The sequence below is a fragment of the Streptomyces sp. NPDC060194 genome (assembly GCF_042728285.1).
In the GTDB taxonomy this organism is placed as follows: Bacteria; Actinomycetota; Actinomycetes; order Streptomycetales; family Streptomycetaceae; genus Streptomyces.
This window is the reverse complement of record NZ_JBHWZH010000042.1, coordinates 1-14166: the sequence shown is the minus strand read 5'-3', so window position 1 is coordinate 14166 and position 14166 is coordinate 1. Positions and strand designations below refer to the sequence as shown.

Annotated in this window: 15 protein-coding genes; 8 read left to right on the top strand and 7 right to left on the bottom strand. The window is 74.3% G+C overall.

Going from position 1 to position 14166, the window contains the following annotated elements; genetic code table 11:
• The first annotated feature begins 140 nt into the window (after positions 1–140).
• From ACFWEG_RS12185 to ACFWEG_RS12175, 3 genes are read left to right on the top strand one after another with little or no spacing between them, the layout of a single operon-like run.
• Positions 141–1856 carry a condensation domain-containing protein gene (locus ACFWEG_RS12185; protein WP_387212821.1) on the top strand — a complete coding sequence of 572 codons (1716 nt, stop codon included), beginning with the start codon at positions 141–143 and terminating at the stop codon, positions 1854–1856.
• Complete coding sequence (locus ACFWEG_RS12180) at positions 1853–3175, top strand: MFS transporter (RefSeq protein WP_387212745.1); 1323 nt, start codon at positions 1853–1855, stop codon at positions 3173–3175. The genes ACFWEG_RS12185 and ACFWEG_RS12180 overlap by 4 nt, the downstream gene beginning before the upstream one ends.
• Before the next feature lie 24 nt (positions 3176–3199).
• Positions 3200–3484, top strand: coding sequence for a hypothetical protein (locus tag ACFWEG_RS12175; protein WP_387212742.1), 285 nt, complete (start codon positions 3200–3202; stop codon positions 3482–3484).
• Between the two features lie 104 nt (positions 3485–3588).
• Here the strand turns inward: ACFWEG_RS12175 and ACFWEG_RS12170 are convergent, their stop codons facing one another.
• Complete coding sequence (locus ACFWEG_RS12170) at positions 3589–4098, bottom strand: hypothetical protein (RefSeq protein WP_387212739.1); 510 nt, start codon at positions 4096–4098, stop codon at positions 3589–3591.
• 123 nt (positions 4099–4221) lie between these two features.
• Entirely contained in the window at positions 4222–5424 is a 1203-nt protein-coding gene (locus tag ACFWEG_RS12165) for a M20 family metallopeptidase (protein WP_387212736.1), read from the bottom strand.
• 227 nt (positions 5425–5651) lie between these two features.
• On the opposite strand from ACFWEG_RS12165, the gene ACFWEG_RS12160 reads away from it, so the two are divergent.
• On the top strand, positions 5652–5972 hold the full coding sequence (locus ACFWEG_RS12160; RefSeq protein WP_387212732.1) for a hypothetical protein: 321 nt from the start codon (positions 5652–5654) through the stop codon (positions 5970–5972).
• A gap of 186 nt (positions 5973–6158) precedes the next feature.
• Here the strand turns inward: ACFWEG_RS12160 and ACFWEG_RS12155 are convergent, their stop codons facing one another.
• Positions 6159–6725 carry a GNAT family N-acetyltransferase gene (locus ACFWEG_RS12155; RefSeq protein ID WP_387212729.1) on the bottom strand — a complete coding sequence of 189 codons (567 nt, stop codon included), beginning with the start codon at positions 6723–6725 and terminating at the stop codon, positions 6159–6161.
• A 148-nt stretch (positions 6726–6873) separates the two neighbouring features.
• On the opposite strand from ACFWEG_RS12155, the gene ACFWEG_RS12150 reads away from it, so the two are divergent.
• Positions 6874–7587, top strand: coding sequence for a hypothetical protein (locus tag ACFWEG_RS12150; RefSeq protein WP_387212726.1), 714 nt, complete (start codon positions 6874–6876; stop codon positions 7585–7587).
• 51 nt (positions 7588–7638) lie between these two features.
• Here ACFWEG_RS12150 and ACFWEG_RS12145 read toward each other — a convergent pair whose 3' ends face one another.
• Positions 7639–8730 (bottom strand): hypothetical protein, encoded by a 1092-nt coding sequence (locus ACFWEG_RS12145; protein WP_387212724.1) that lies wholly within the window; start codon positions 8728–8730, stop codon positions 7639–7641.
• Between the two features lie 148 nt (positions 8731–8878).
• Here ACFWEG_RS12145 and ACFWEG_RS12140 point away from each other — a divergent pair, with 148 nt between their 5' ends.
• Positions 8879–9637: a class I SAM-dependent DNA methyltransferase gene (locus ACFWEG_RS12140; RefSeq protein WP_387212721.1), complete on the top strand. Its 759-nt coding sequence runs from the start codon at positions 8879–8881 to the stop codon at positions 9635–9637.
• A gap of 105 nt (positions 9638–9742) precedes the next feature.
• Here the strand turns inward: ACFWEG_RS12140 and ACFWEG_RS12135 are convergent, their stop codons facing one another.
• The 3 genes from ACFWEG_RS12135 to ACFWEG_RS12125 all read right to left on the bottom strand — a co-directional run bounded on the left by ACFWEG_RS12135 (position 9743) and on the right by ACFWEG_RS12125 (position 12421).
• Positions 9743–10192: a hypothetical protein gene (locus ACFWEG_RS12135; protein ID WP_387212717.1), complete on the bottom strand. Its 450-nt coding sequence runs from the start codon at positions 10190–10192 to the stop codon at positions 9743–9745.
• 210 nt (positions 10193–10402) lie between these two features.
• Positions 10403–10921, bottom strand: a complete 519-nt coding sequence (locus ACFWEG_RS12130; protein WP_387212714.1) for a hypothetical protein — start codon at positions 10919–10921, stop codon at positions 10403–10405.
• A gap of 27 nt (positions 10922–10948) precedes the next feature.
• Positions 10949–12421 carry an MFS transporter gene (locus ACFWEG_RS12125; RefSeq protein ID WP_387212711.1) on the bottom strand — a complete coding sequence of 491 codons (1473 nt, stop codon included), beginning with the start codon at positions 12419–12421 and terminating at the stop codon, positions 10949–10951.
• 173 nt (positions 12422–12594) lie between these two features.
• Between ACFWEG_RS12125 and ACFWEG_RS12120 the strand changes: the two genes are divergently transcribed.
• Both ACFWEG_RS12120 and ACFWEG_RS12115 read left to right on the top strand, forming a co-directional pair.
• The gene (locus ACFWEG_RS12120; RefSeq protein ID WP_387212818.1) at positions 12595–13242 is read left to right on the top strand and encodes a TetR/AcrR family transcriptional regulator; all 648 of its coding nucleotides are present in this window, start codon (positions 12595–12597) and stop codon (positions 13240–13242) included.
• A gap of 161 nt (positions 13243–13403) precedes the next feature.
• The gene (locus ACFWEG_RS12115; RefSeq protein WP_387212708.1) at positions 13404–14144 is read left to right on the top strand and encodes an SAM-dependent methyltransferase; all 741 of its coding nucleotides are present in this window, start codon (positions 13404–13406) and stop codon (positions 14142–14144) included.
• Positions 14145–14166: the final 22 nt, after the last annotated feature.

The window sequence follows — 14166 nt, the reverse complement described above, 5'->3', positions numbered from 1 at the left end:
TGTACGAGAACGGTGTGCGGCACGGCGCGGGCGGGAGCTACGGCGACGGTGCTCACTCCGGTGGCGGGCGTCGTCAGGGTACGGGGAGGCGGTCCGACAGCCGTGCCCGTCACGTCGCTGCCGACGGAGCCGCACCGACGATGCCGGGCCGCGACGGCACCGCCCGCACGCTCACCGTCGCCTACGCGAGCCCGTCCCGCGAAACCCGCCGCGGCCCCGTCACCATGGGCCAGGCGAACATGATCCGCTGCATCCTCCGCGAGGACCCCCTCCACATCAACAACCACGACGTGTGGACGGTCCCCGCCGGGCACACCGTGGACGCCGTGCTCGACGCCCTGCGCCGACTCGTCGAGCGCCACGAGGCGCTGCGTACCACGTTCCCCGACCCCGCCGAGGGCGCACCACGCACCCAAGTGGTGACCGAGGAGGGCGAGTTCGACGTCACGCTCCGCGACGTCCTCTCCGGGCCGTCCGCCGCCCACGCCGAGACCGTCGCCCGCGCGTCCCGCGCCGGACGGTTCCGGCTCGACCGCGACTTCCCCCTCCGCTTCACCGTCCTCACCGGCGGCTGCGCTCCCGCCTTCGTCACCCTGGCCGCCAGCCACGCCGTCACCGACGGCACCGCGCTCGCCGTCCTGCGCGAGGAGTTCCACGCGCTGCTCGCGGGCGGGGAGCTCCCGCCCGTCGACGCGCTCACCCCGCTCGACCTCGCCGCCGAGGAGGCGTCCCCGGCCGGGGTGCGCCGCTCGGAGTCCTCCCTGCGGTACTGGTCGCGGATCATCGGCAGCGGACCGCAGGAGATGTTCGCCGAGCCCCGCGCCACCGGGACCGACGGGCAGCACCCCCAGCTCACGCTCCGCTCGGCCCGCGCCGCCCGCGCGCTCGCCGCGACGGCCCGGCGCACCGGCAGCCCGCCCGCCACCGTGCTGCTCACCACCTGGTGCACGCTCGTCGCCCACCGCGCCGGGCAGACCACGTGCGTCGTGGCCGCCCCGCTCGCCAACCGCTCCCGCCCGGGCCTGGTCCGGGCGGTCAACACCCTGTCCCAGGACGCCCTGTTGGCCCTCGATGTGCGCGGCCCGACCTTCGACGCCGTGCTGCGTAAGGCGTGGGGCGCGGCCCTCGACGCCTACCGGCACAGCCAGTTCGACGCGGTGCGGCTGTGGGAGGCCATCGACCGCGTCACCACAGAGCGCGGCAGCCGGTTCGCCCGGGACGTGGTCTTCAACGACGTGAGCGGGCTCGCGGACCCGGCGGACAGCGCACCTCAACCCGAACTCGATTTGGAATGGGGCCCGTTCCAGGTCCTCCCGACCCGGCTGCTGTGCTTCGCCTACCGCACCGAGCCCGTGCTGCACCTGGGTCTGTGGGCGGATCCGGCGCTGTTCTCGCGAGCCGAGGCGGAGGCGTTCGCCACCGGCCTGGTCCGGCTGCTCGATGCGGCGGCGGTCGGCGACGTGCCGCTGTCCTCACTCACCGGGGCGACCGGGGTGCGACCGGCCGAACGCACACCCAACTGGGTTCATGTGGACGGCTGTTGGGTCTCCCCGACGGTGATCGCGGACACCCTCGGCGCCGCGCTCGGCGGCCGACCCGTCCACGTCGCCCTCGACACGGCGACCGGCACCCTCACCGCCTACCTCGCCGCGGGCGACGCACCCCTCACGCCCGCCGACGCCCACCGCGCCCTCACGGCCGTCCTCTCCTCCGGCGCCGGGCCCACGGGCCTCCTCGCGCCCCGCCGATACGTCGTCGTCCAGGACCCGCCCCCGGCGGCGGACGACACCACCCGCGCCTGGGCCGACCAGCGCGTTCTCATGGAAGGGGACGGCCGCGAGGCCGATGCCGGATGACCACTGACGACGAGCCGACCCCCGGCCCGCACGCCCCCGGGACCGTACCGGGCGCGATCGAGGCCGAGCCCGCGCCGCCCAGCCCGTGGCGCTCGCGCCCGTTCCGGCTGTTCTTCACCGCCCGCAGCGCCTCCATGCTCGCCGACGGCATGCTGATGGTCTCGCTCACCACCGCCGTCCTCGGCGCGGGGTACGGCGCGTCCGGCGTCGGGTACGCCCTCGCCGCGTGGATGACGCCGATCGCGCTGCTCGTGCTGTTCGGGGGCGTGCTCGCCGACCGCTTCACGCCGCAGGTGATGATGGTCGGTGCGGACGTCGTCCGCATGCTGGCCATGCTCGCGCTCGCCGTGCTCCTGATGACCACCGACGTCCGCCTGTGGCACATCCTCGCGCTGATGGCGCTCAGCGGCGCCGCGACGGCGATGTTCCAGCCCGGGGTGGCGAGCATGGTGCCCCAGGTCGCCGAGGACATCCAGCGCGCCAACGCCGTGCTGCGGATCTCCGAGGCGATGAGTGCGCTCATCGGCCCCGGCCTGGCCGGCCTGCTCGTCGCGTACTGGCAGGTGGCCGGCTCCTACCTCGTCATCGCCGCCGCCTACGGCCTCAGCGCGCTCACCCTGCTGCCGCTGCGGGCGATCGGCGCGGTCCACGAGGACGGCGACGACCACGTCCTGCACCGGCTGCGGACCGGCTGGCACGAGTTCCGCTCCCGCTCCTGGCTGTGGGGCGTCATCGTCATCTGGGCGACGTACGGCCTGTTCGTCTTCGGCCCCGCGATCCCGCTCGGCGCGGCGCTCCTCACCGAGCAGCACGGCTCGGCCGGCTACGGCTGGATCGCCTCCGCGGACGGCTTCGGCACCATCGTCGGCGGACTGCTCGGCATGCGCGTCCGGCCCGCCCGGCCGCTCGTCGCCGGCGCTCTCGCCATGTTCTTCTTCACCCTCAACCCCCTTGCGCCCGCGCTGGGTTGGTCCTTCCTCGCCACCCTCCTCACCGGCATCCTGGCCGGCTGCGGCTTCGCCTTCTGGGGCGTGATGTGGGCGACCAGCGTCCAGACGCACATCCCGCTCGCGGTCCTCAGCCGCGTCTACGCCTACGACGTCGCCGGCTCCATCATGGCCATCCCCCTCGGCCGCGCCCTCGCCGGCCCCGCCGCGGACTCCCTCGGCGCCGACCGCGTCCTCCTCTTCTCCTGCGCCGTCTCCGTCCTCTGCCTCTCCGCCATGCTCGCCACCCCCGCCATCCGCCGCCTCCCCCGCACCCCGACCGCCGTCCCGCAGCCGCCGGCCGCCGTCTCCGAATCCGCTCGCCCCGCCTGACACCGCCCTGCCACGTTCGCGCCCGTGATCGTCTACCCGCTGTGGCACGTCGGCCACCAGAACGAGGCCGGCGCGGACGGCTCCACCGTCCACGTCGACGACGGCGGCGTCCACATCGACGAGCGGGACGGCGACGACGTGAAGCTGCTCGGCATCTACTCCACGCGCGAGCGGGCCGAGGAACGCCTGCGCGCGGCAGGGGAGTTCCCGGGCTTCCGCGACGAGCCCGCCTGCTTCGTCCTCGAACCCCACGTACCGGACGCCTACGACTGGCCCGAGGGGTTCGTCCGCGTCCCGCCGGGCGAGTAGTCCGCCGCCGTGGTCCCGCTCGTCCAGTCGCACCTCCAGACCCGCGCGGCCGCGTGTCGGGGCGCTGAGGCCGGGACTTCCTCCGACGGACGTCGCCGCGCTGCTCAGCAGCCCGGCGCGACCGGCGGTTCCGCCGTCCGGGCGTGCGCGGCCTCCCGCAGCCGTCGCTCCCAGGTCCGCTGGTCGAGGCCGAGTGTGTACGCGGCGCAGCACTCGCACGCCGGGATCAGCGCGAGGAGGGCGCGCTCCGCCTCGGTTTCGCCCTGCGCCTCCCACCAGGCATCCGTCGCCAGACCGCCGGGGGCGAGCTCGCCCGCGACGAGTCGCGCCGCCGTCCGGCGCAGCGCGTGCCGCCGCGCGACGTCGGGATCCGGCAACGAGACCCCGGCCTCGTCGAGCGCGCGCTCGAAGGCGTCGCGGATGTCGCGGGGATCCGCGGTGCGGGGCCACCCGGCGAGTTCGCACAGCGACGGGGTGTCCGCGCCGGCCGCGAGCGCCTCGGCCGCGATCATCGGCAGGTCCTCCGGACACACCTCGTCCGACCGGTACCGACACGCGGCCTCACCCAGCATCGCCGCCCCGTCCTCCGGCCGCGCCGCACGCCGTTCGTCCATGCCGCTCACCCCCGCTGATCCCCGCTCAGGTTCTCGCACCGCAACCGAACCCCCGTCCCATAAACGAACACCTTTCCGCACGCCGTCTGCGTCGAAGCCAACCCCTCCCGCCGTCCGAACACCTCAGGACCGAGGCCGCCGGGCAGGGGCCTCCGCCCCCAGTCGGTGGGCCAGGAGCCCGGACATGGCGTGGACCCCGTGGGCGATCGCGCGCTCGTCGGCGGCGAATTCGGGGCCGTGCGGTGTGCCGTTGATGCCCTCCTCGGCGTTCGCGACGCCGAGGTAGAGCAGCGCGCCCGGTGCCACGTCGGTGAAGAGCGCGAAGTCCTCGCAGTTGTATGGCCACGACGCGCGGGCCCACAGGACGGACTCAGGCCCGGTCGCCGCGCTCAGGTACCCGCCGGCCGCCGTGCTGAGTTCCGGGGAGTTGACCAGGGCGGGGACGGGGTCGTCCTGGAACTCCGCACGCGTACCGGCGGCCGCGGCGATCTGCTCGACCTGCGCGCGGACCTGCGGCAGCCGCTCCTGCGGCCAGAGGCGCAACAGGACGCCCACCACGGGCGGCCCGCCGGCCCCCGGCTCGACCCACGTCGCGACGGACAGGGACTCCTGCCGTTTCGCAGCGAGTTCGGGATCGAGCAGCTCCTGGAACGCGGCGTGGTACGCGGCGACGGTCTGCGGGAAGTGAACCGTGCCGAGCGCCTCGATCTCCGCCGCGACCGCGGCCGCCGCGTCCTCACCGCCCGGCACGGCGATCCGGACCTGGTCGAGCCCCGGCAGCCCGTACCCCGGGGACACCGTGAGGGTGCCGACGGGCGCCGAGTTGCAGTGCAGGGCGTAGAACTCGCGCGGCGCGAGACGCTGCACCACCCCCGTGTCCAGCATCGCGCGGGCGCCCTGCAACGGCTCCTCGGCCGGCTGGAACACGAACACCAGCCGCCCGCGCACCTGTTGCGAGTCCGCGGCCAGCGTCCTCGCCACGCCGACCCCGATCGCGGTGTGCAGGTCGTGCCCGCACAGGTGCGCGACGCCGGGGACGGTCGAGGCGAAGCCCTCGTCGAACGTCCGGCCCGTGAGCGGGAACGGCAGGACGTTCCGCGTCGCGTCCACCGCGTCCATGTCCGCCCGGTACGCCACCGTCGGCCCGTCCGCCGAACCGTCGAGCACGGCGACCACCCCGTGCCCCCCGACCCCGGTCGTCACCTCAAGACCCGCGGCACGCAACTGCTCGGCCACCAGCCCGGCCGTCTCCCGCTCCTCGCCCGCGAGTTCGGGCCGCCGGTGGATCTCCCGGCGGATCTCGACGATCTCCTCGTGCAACGCCATACGGGCAAGATCCCGAGCCGGGCGGCTGCGCGCAACCGAATTCACGGCGGCGCGGCCGGGGGCGGACATCCACGCGGGCCGTTCCGCGCGCCCCGGCGAAACCACCCCCATCATCGCAGCTCAGCCGCACATCTCCTAGGGCGGAACGCACACTTCGCGCGCCTTGTCCGCCCCACCCGCCGCCGCCCAGAATCTCCCCCGTTGTGCCACCGAACGACAGGGGAACCATGACGTCGACCGACCACCACGCGGTACTGCGCGCCCGCGTCCTGCTGCTGGGCTCCGGGCCGCTGGACCCGGCCGAGGAACTCGCCGCCTACCGCCTCCTGGCGGAGGTGAGCCCGCGCGCCTACCTCCCGAAGCTGGTCGACGCGCTGCTCGCCAGGAGCGCGCGCGACCCGAGGCCCGCACTCACCGCGGAAGCGGTCGCAGCCGCACGCAGGATCGACCCGAGCGAACCGAACCGGCAGCAACGTCTGGACGCCGCAATGGAGTTGCACCGACACGCCCTGCTCACCACCGACCTCGAGCACCTCGAAGACAGCTGACCCACCCCGCGTGACACGGAGTTACGGAGCCGGGTGGTCGTGACCGTCCCGGCCGGTGCCGGGCGGGCGCGGCGAAGGTCGCACCCACCCGGCCCAGGTCCCGCGCCCGCTCGCGGGCGGGCGCGTGAGGCTCTCTCGGGCGCCGCGCGCCCCGAGGCCGTGGTGGGGTGCGGCGGCCGTGGGGGGTCAGCCGGCCGGCCTCGCCTCGGGGGACCACTCCCGCCGCAGCAGCCCGTACACCCACGAGTCCGAGACCACGCCGGCGACGACGCAGTCCTCCCGCAGCGTCCCCTCCCGGACGAAGCCGAGCTTCTCCAGGACGCGGGCGGAGCCGTCGTTGCGGGTGTCGACCTCCGCCTGGACGCGGTTCAGGTCCAGCGTGTCGAAGGCCCACCCCAGCACCGCGCGCGCGGCCTCCGTGCCGTAGCCCCGGCCCCACATCGCCTCGCCGAGGCAGTACCCGAGCTTCACACTGCGGAAGTCCGGGTTCCACTCGTGCAGCGTGCACCACCCCACGAACGCGCCGTCCTCGGCGCGCTCCATCACCACCCGCACGCCGTCCCCCGCCTCCGCCATCTCCCGACTCCGCGCAAGGAACCGCGCCGCCCGCGCCGGGTCGGTCCACGGCGGGGAGTCCCAGTACCGCATCACATCCGCGTTGCTGTGCAGCGCAACCAGTTCACCCGCATCCCCGTCCTCGAACGGCCGGAGCCGCAGCCGGGAGGTGTGCAAGGTAGGTGTACTCAACATCATGCCCCCATCTTGAGCCCCTGCCGCGCGACCCGTACACCGGATATCCACCCCGCCCCGTGCCCGCCTCCCCGACCCGTCGCGACCGCGTGCACGCAGCAGCGCGTCGGGCGGCGGAGCGCTGCGTCACCCGTCCGTGCACAATGCCCGCATGAGCCGCGACTACCGAACAGGCGACGTGCTGTCGCTGGAGTGCCCGTTCGCCGCGACCGTCGTCACCGGCGTCTCGCGCCGGTATGTGACCGTGCGATGCCCGTGGCTCGTCGCGGACACCGACGCTGCGCAGATGCAGTGGAGCGGGGAGCGGGCGCTGCCGATGCCGTCGTCCCGGGAGTGGGACCTCTTCGTCACGGACCCCGCCGCGGACACGCTCCGGATCGGTGACGGCTGCCGGCTCGGGATCCGCCGGACGACGGTGCACGTGCAGGGCGTGCACCGTTTCGACCCGCCCCTGGTCACCGGCATGCTGCCGCGCCCCGCGCTCCTCCTCGCGCTGCTGCGGCAGGGCGAGGCGCACGACCCCGCGCTCGAGGAGCAGGGGTGCACGATCGATCCGGACGGCGCCGAACCCGTCCGCATCGGACTGGTCTTCCGCCCGTACGCCTTCCTCGAACCCGGCGACGAGGTCGCGGACGGCGACGGCCGCGCCTGGCGGTTCGAGGGGGCGTGGGACTGGCACCCCTTCGACGGCACCCGGTCGACCTCTCCGACCTGGCCGCTGACCCTGCTCACCCGCCGCGGTGAGCCCGCACCGGAGGCGCCCGAGGGCGTCGCCCTGGCCACGGCGCACGGCAGCCACGCCGCCGAACGCGACCGGTGGACCGCCCTCACCCACGTGCTTCCCGCGGGTGCCGGCCTCCGCTGAACGGACCGACGGCCGGACGGCGACCGCGCGCCCCGCTGCCCGAGCCCCTGGTCACAGGACCCCCGCCGTGTGCAGCTCCGGGATCCGCGCGAGCGCGTCGTGGAGCCATGGGGCGGGTGGGAGACGGGTCAGGGCGCGTTCGAAGGTGCGGGCGTCGGGGCGGAAGAGGTACGGAGACCGGGGCGCGGGCGGATCGTCGCGGAGGACGCCCGGGGGGAGGCCGCCGGTGGCGGGCCGGATCGGTGACTCGTCCCGGGGCGGGACGGCGAGCCACAGCCACACCCCGAACGGCAGCGGCACCGCGTCCACCCCGTCCGCCGCCCACGTCTCCCCGGTCCGCGGATGCACCGGCACGAGGGCGATCTCGGCGTCCGCGCGGGCGACCGTCCGCCCCGGCCCGGCCGGCACGGCCCGCCGCGCCGGCCCCGACGGCAGCAGCGCGTCGAGCGCGCGCCGGAACACCTCCGTACACAGCCCGTCCGGGACGGTCACCGATCGCCCCTGCGACGCCGCCACCAGATGCGCGAGCGCGACCCCGGCCGCGGCCTCCCACCGCGGGCTCCACGACCAGAAGGGGCGCTCGGCGCCCCAGTCACCCCACGAGGTGAACGGCTCGAACGGCGGCGTGTACCCCCCTTCCTCCACCAGCTCCGCCCAGGACCGCAGCGCCGGTTCCGGGGCGTCGACGCGCCGGCACCGTACGGCGTCGGGGGCGAGCCACACCGCCTGCCAGAGCGAGCAGTCGTCGACGCGGCTCGCCACCGGCAGACCGCAGGACGCGCAGGCCATGTTGGGCCCGTCCGCCCCGGCCGGACCGCAGCAGTAACCGCCGGCCCGCTCCGGGACCAGCACGGTGTTGCGGGCGTCGCCCGGCGCTACGACGACCTCCAGGTGCACACCGCCGGACACCACGGGGACGAGCGCGTAGGGCCCGAGGCCCGCCGCCGCACTCGGCCGCAGCTCCCCGTACGACCTGAACGGCAGTGCGCCGACCTCCGGGTCCACGGCGAACGTGCCCGGCTCCATGAGGACCGGCAGCCGCACCCCGTTCCCGAACGACTGCCGCGCGTGCGCGGGCAGCGGGACCTGGGACACCGGCGCGGTCAGCTCGGCCCCGCACCCCCTGCAGATGAAGACGAACAAGCACCCTCCGTCGGACGATCGGTGCGCATCGTCGCAGGTGCGGGCCGCGCGGGCCACCGCAATTCGACGCCGACGGGCCACCCGGGGTAACTCCCCTGCCGACATAACGTGTTGACGCTCCCGGCGGTGCGGACAATCGTCGACGCCCATGACCGATGACGAGATCTGGGACACCCGCGCCGCACAGGCCTACGACACCCCCGGCACCGGCATGTTCGCCCCCGAAGTCCTCGGCCCGACGGTGGACCGCCTGGTCGAACTGGCTTCGGGCGGCAGCGCGTTGGAGCTCGCCGTCGGGACGGGGCGCGTCGCCGTCCCCCTCGCGGAACGCGGAGTCCCGGTCACCGGAATCGAGTTGTCGCAGCCGATGCTCGACCGGCTGCGCACCAAGGTGGACGAGAACACCGTCCCGGTCGTCCTCGGCGACATGGCCACCACCCGTGTCCCCGGTGAGTTCACACTCGTCTACCTCGTCTTCAACACCATCTCCAACCTGCTCACCCAGGCCGAGCAGGTCGCCTGTTTCCGCAACGCCGCCCGCCACCTCGCCCCCGGCGGGTGCTTCGTCGTCGAGCTGTGGGTCCCCGAACTACGCAGACTTCCGCCGGGCCAGCAGGCGATGGTCTGGGAATCGACGCCCAGCTACGTCGGCCTCGACACCTACGACGTCCTGCACCAGCACGTCGTCTCCCACCACTTCCGCTTCGACCCCGACTCCGGCCGCGAGGCGACACTCTTCCGCAGCCCCCACCGCTACATCTGGCCCGCCGAACTCGACCTGATGGCCCAGCTCGCGGGCCTCACCCTCGCATCCCGCCACGCCGACTGGACCGGCACCCCCTTCACCGCGGACTCCCGCTCCCACGTCTCGGTCTACCGCACGGAGGACCCGGCGCCGAAGGTGTGACGGCGGATCGCGACCAGCGCACCGGGTCCGCGACCGGAGCGGCTGCCCGCAGAGCGGACCCTCGGTGCCGCCCGGCGCACACCGCCACCGCGTCCCGTCGCGGTCCTAGACCAGGGCGGACGTCAGCGCCAGGGCGGTGCCGAGCGCGATCGCGGTGGCGGACCAGCGCAACGCGGTGCGCGGTGCGCTCTCGTGGTGCCGGCGGATGCGGGCCATGTCGGCCGCGGTCCCCAACTCGAAGCGGTCGGGGAACTGCCGGTGCCGGACGGCGGGGTGCAGTCCGCCGACCCGCAGGTCCGGCGTGACGCGTACGGATCGCCTTCCGCGGACGTTGTCCCCTCCGGGAACGTCCAGCTCGAACACGGCGGAGGCACGGGCGTCTCCCGGCCTGGCCTGCAAGGACACGAGACGCGCCTGGACGGCGACGCCGTCCTCCTCCAGGCTCCGGAACCGCCGTGCCTCGGCGCGCTCGCTCGGCAGGACGGATATGTAGGTGTAGGCGAGGTAGAAGCATCCCGCACCGAGCAGGATGAGCACAGCTCTGAGGATCGGCATGGGCGGAGGGTACGACAGGGTGCGGTCGGGGACGCGCGCGGTGGGTCGCTCCGGCGGCGCGCTCCTGTGGAGAGGGGAGCCGTCATGACGACGCCGGCCACCGGGCCGCGGCCCGCACGGTTCCGGTCGGGGGCGGCTACCCCGCCCCGCACCGCGAGCGCCCCGGTTCTCCGGTCGTGCGCGGCGAACGGTCGCCCCCTTCGGGCCTGTTCAGTCCCGCTCCGGACCCATCGCCGCGAACGTCTCCCGCATCAGCCGGTCGATGACCCCCGGCCGCCCCGCCAGGGTGTCGAAGAGGTCGGCGAGGAGCCGGAGGACGAAGCCGTGGAGGAGGGCCTCCTCGGCGGGCAGGGGGCCGAAGCCGTCGCGCCAGGCAACGGTGTCCATGCCCATGGCGGCGGCCATCAACAGGCCGGTGGCCATGGGCACATGTTCGGGGGCCGCCGCGGGGAAGGCGGGGAGGCGGCGGACGACGGACGGGATCAGGTCGGTCAGCGGGTCGGAGGGCGCGCCGCCGCCGGGCCGCTCGGCGACGAGGTAGCCGGTGAGGACGCCGACCAGGAACAGCGTCCCCCGCGACACCTCCTCGCGGCCGAACTCGGACACCGCCGCCGCGACCCGCGCCTCCGCCGCCTCCCGGGAGGCCGCGGAGGCCCCCGGGTCGAGGGCCCCGCACGCGTCCCACGCCGCCCGGACCGCCCCGTCCGCCACCACACCGTCGCTGCTCATGGGAGCCACCGTAGATCAGGCCCCGGATCAGGCCGCCTCGGCGGGGGCGTGCTCCTCCACGCTGCGGGAGTCGGTGAGGTTCAGCGCGCCGATGCCCGCGATCAGGCCGACGACGACGGCGAGCACCCCGTAGGCGATCCGCTCGCCGTGGAAGAAGGACGCGACGAGGCCGCTGCTCCAGACACCGGGCGGGAGCTGGGTGGTGACCAGTGCGGCGATGAGCGTGCCGACGACGGCCGTGCCGATGCTGGTGCCGACCTCCTGCGCGGTGTCGTTCAGGGCGGTGCCCATCGAGGTGCGGTTCGCCGGCATCTCGTCGACCAGCGCGACCGCGCAGATCGTCATGACGGTCCGCAGCCCGAGCGTCATCAGCACCATGCAGCACGCGATGACGAGGTAGCCGTGCTCGACGCCCCAGGACAGGCCGGCGAGCGCACCGGCCAGGCAGCCCGCGCCGACCAGGCACGCGACGCGGTGCCCGTAGCGGCGGGCGAGCCCCTCGGACAGCGGGGTGGCGAGCAGCATGGTGACGATCAGCGGCAGGTTCGCGAGGCCGGCCTTGACCGGGCTCCAGCCGTAGGCGTACTGGAAGTGCAGGATCAGCCCGAACATCACCCCGGCCATCGCGACGGACGTGCCGATCTGGGCGACGGCGGCGCCGCGGACGGTGCCGTTGCGGAACAGGTTCAGGTCCAGCATGGGGGAGGCGGTGCGGCGCTCGCGGCGGACGAAGGCGACGGCCGCGACGACCGCGCCCAGGACCGAGCCGAGGGTGGCCGCGGAGAGCCAGCCGTGCTCGACGCCGCTGGTCAGCGCGTAGCAGGCGAACCCGATCGTGGCGACGCTCAGCGCGGCGCCCGGCACGTCGAGCCGGTCGCGGGTCAGGTCCTCGGGCCGGTCGGCGGGGACGCCGAGGCGCACGCCGAACCAGGCGAGGACGGCGATCGGCGCGTTGACGACCAGCAGCCACTCCCAGCGCACGTGCGCGAGCACGGTGCCGCCGATCAGCGGGCCGAGGATGAAGCCGGACATGCCCACGACGATCATCACCGTCATGGCGCGCATCCGCAGCGCCTTGTCGTCGAAGAGCCGGAAGACCAGCGAGTTCGTGATCGGGGCCATCGCCGCGGCGGCGACGCCGAGCGCGGCGCGCAGGGCGATCAGCTCGCCGGCGGTGGTCACCCACACGACGCACAGGCTCAAGCCGCCGAACACGGCGAGCCCGACGAGCAGCACCCGGCGGCGGCCGAGCCGGTCGGCCACCGACCCCGCGGTGAGCAGCAGCCCGCCGAAGGTCAGCGAGTACGCGCCGGTGACCCACTGCAGCGCGGTCGTGCCGCCGCCGAGGTCGCGGCCGATGGTGGGCAGGGCGATCGACAGCAGCGTGTTGTCGACCATCTCGACGAAGAAGGCCAGGCAGAGCGCGGCCAGCGGGATCCAGGCGGCGCGCAGGGAGGTGTACGTACGGGTGGCGGGGTGTTTCAGGTCGGCGGTCGTCATGGCGGCGCTCCTCTCACTGTCGAACGCCGATCGACTATCGAACGGTGTTCCATGAGCTACGATAGAACGGCGTTCGATAGAGATGCAAACCGCGATGCTGACGAAGGGCGGAGCCCATGCCGCGCCACCACACCCGCGCCGCCGAGAGCGGCCGCCGCCGGGCCTCGCACTCGATGGAGTCCGTGCTCACCGAGGCCGTCGCACTGCTCGACGAGGCCGGGCCCTCCGCGCTCACCTTCCGCGCGCTCGCCCAGCGCCTCGGCGGCGGCGTCGCGAGCATCTACTGGTACGTCGCGAGCAAGGACGAGCTGCTCGACCGCGCCACCGACCACGTCATCGGCGGCGTCCTCGCCGACTTCGAGGCGCTGGAGCCCAGCGGTGACCCGATCGACGACCTGCGCATGATGTCGCTGACCCTGTTCGACGCGATCCTCGCGCGCCCCTGGCTCGGCGCCTACTTCATGCGCAACACCGACATCCAGGGCAACGCGCTGCGCCTGTACGAGAAGCTGGGGCAGCCCACCCTGCGGATGGGGCTCACCGCGCGCCAGCGGTTCCACGCCGTCTCGGCGATCACGACGGTCGTCGTCGGCTCCGCGGTCGACCTCGGGCAGGAACCCCCGGCGGAGGTCCTCGACGGCGTCACCGACCGAGACGCGTTCCTCGGTCGGTTCGCCGAGACCTGGCGGGCGCTCGACCCGCGCGAGTTCCCGTTCGTGCACGAGATCGTCGACGAGTTCGACGGCCACGACGACATCGAGCAGTTCCGCGCCGCGCTGGACCTGACGCTGGCGGGGCTGCGGCTGCAGGCGGGCGCGTAATCCGGTGGACGCGGGGCGGGGGGCGACCTAGCCTCTGCGGGGTCCGCGGTCCCCACTCCCGACGAGGTGCATCTCGATGACGGTCCACGCAGCGACGGCCCACTCCACCAGGCCGTTCCCCTCGACCGCCATGACCTCGTCGAACGTAAGGACCCCCGGAAGTGGATCTTCCACGTGAGTTCACCATCCGCGAGAGCGGCCACCGCATCCACAACCCGATCACCGCAGAGAAGCTCGCCGCACTCGGGCGGGCGCTGCGGCTGCCCGCCGGGACGCGCGTGCTCGACCTCGCCAGCGGCTCCGGCGAACTGCTGTGCACCTGGGCGCGGGACCACGGCGTCGTCGGCACCGGTGTCGACATCAGCACCGTGTTCACGGCGAGGGCCCGGGCCCGCGCCGTCGAACTCGGCGTCGCCGACCGGGTCGCGTTCGTCCACGGCGACGCCGCCGGCCACGTCGCCGACGAGCCCGTCGACCTCGCCGCGTGCGTCGGCGCGACCTGGATCGGCGACGGTGTCCCCGGCACCGTCGACCTCCTGCGCCGCAGCCTCCGCCCCGGCGGCATGCTGCTGATCGGCGAGCCCTACTGGCGCCGGGACCCCCCGGACCAGGACACCGTCGACGCGTGCGCCGGCGGCGGGGACTTCCTGACGCTCCCGGCCCTCCTCACCCGCTTCGGCGAACTCGGCTGCGACGTCGTCGAGATGGTCCTCGCCGACCAGGACAGCTGGGACCGCTACCAGGCCGCCCAGTGGCTCAGCATCCGCCGCTGGCTCGACACCCACCCCGACGACGAACTCGCCCCCGCCCTGCGCACCGAGCTCACCGAGGACCCCGCACGGTACGCCGCGTACCGCCGCGAGTACCTGGGCTGGGGCGTCTTCGCCCTGATGCCCCGCTGACGGTCCCGTCGCCGTGAGGGGC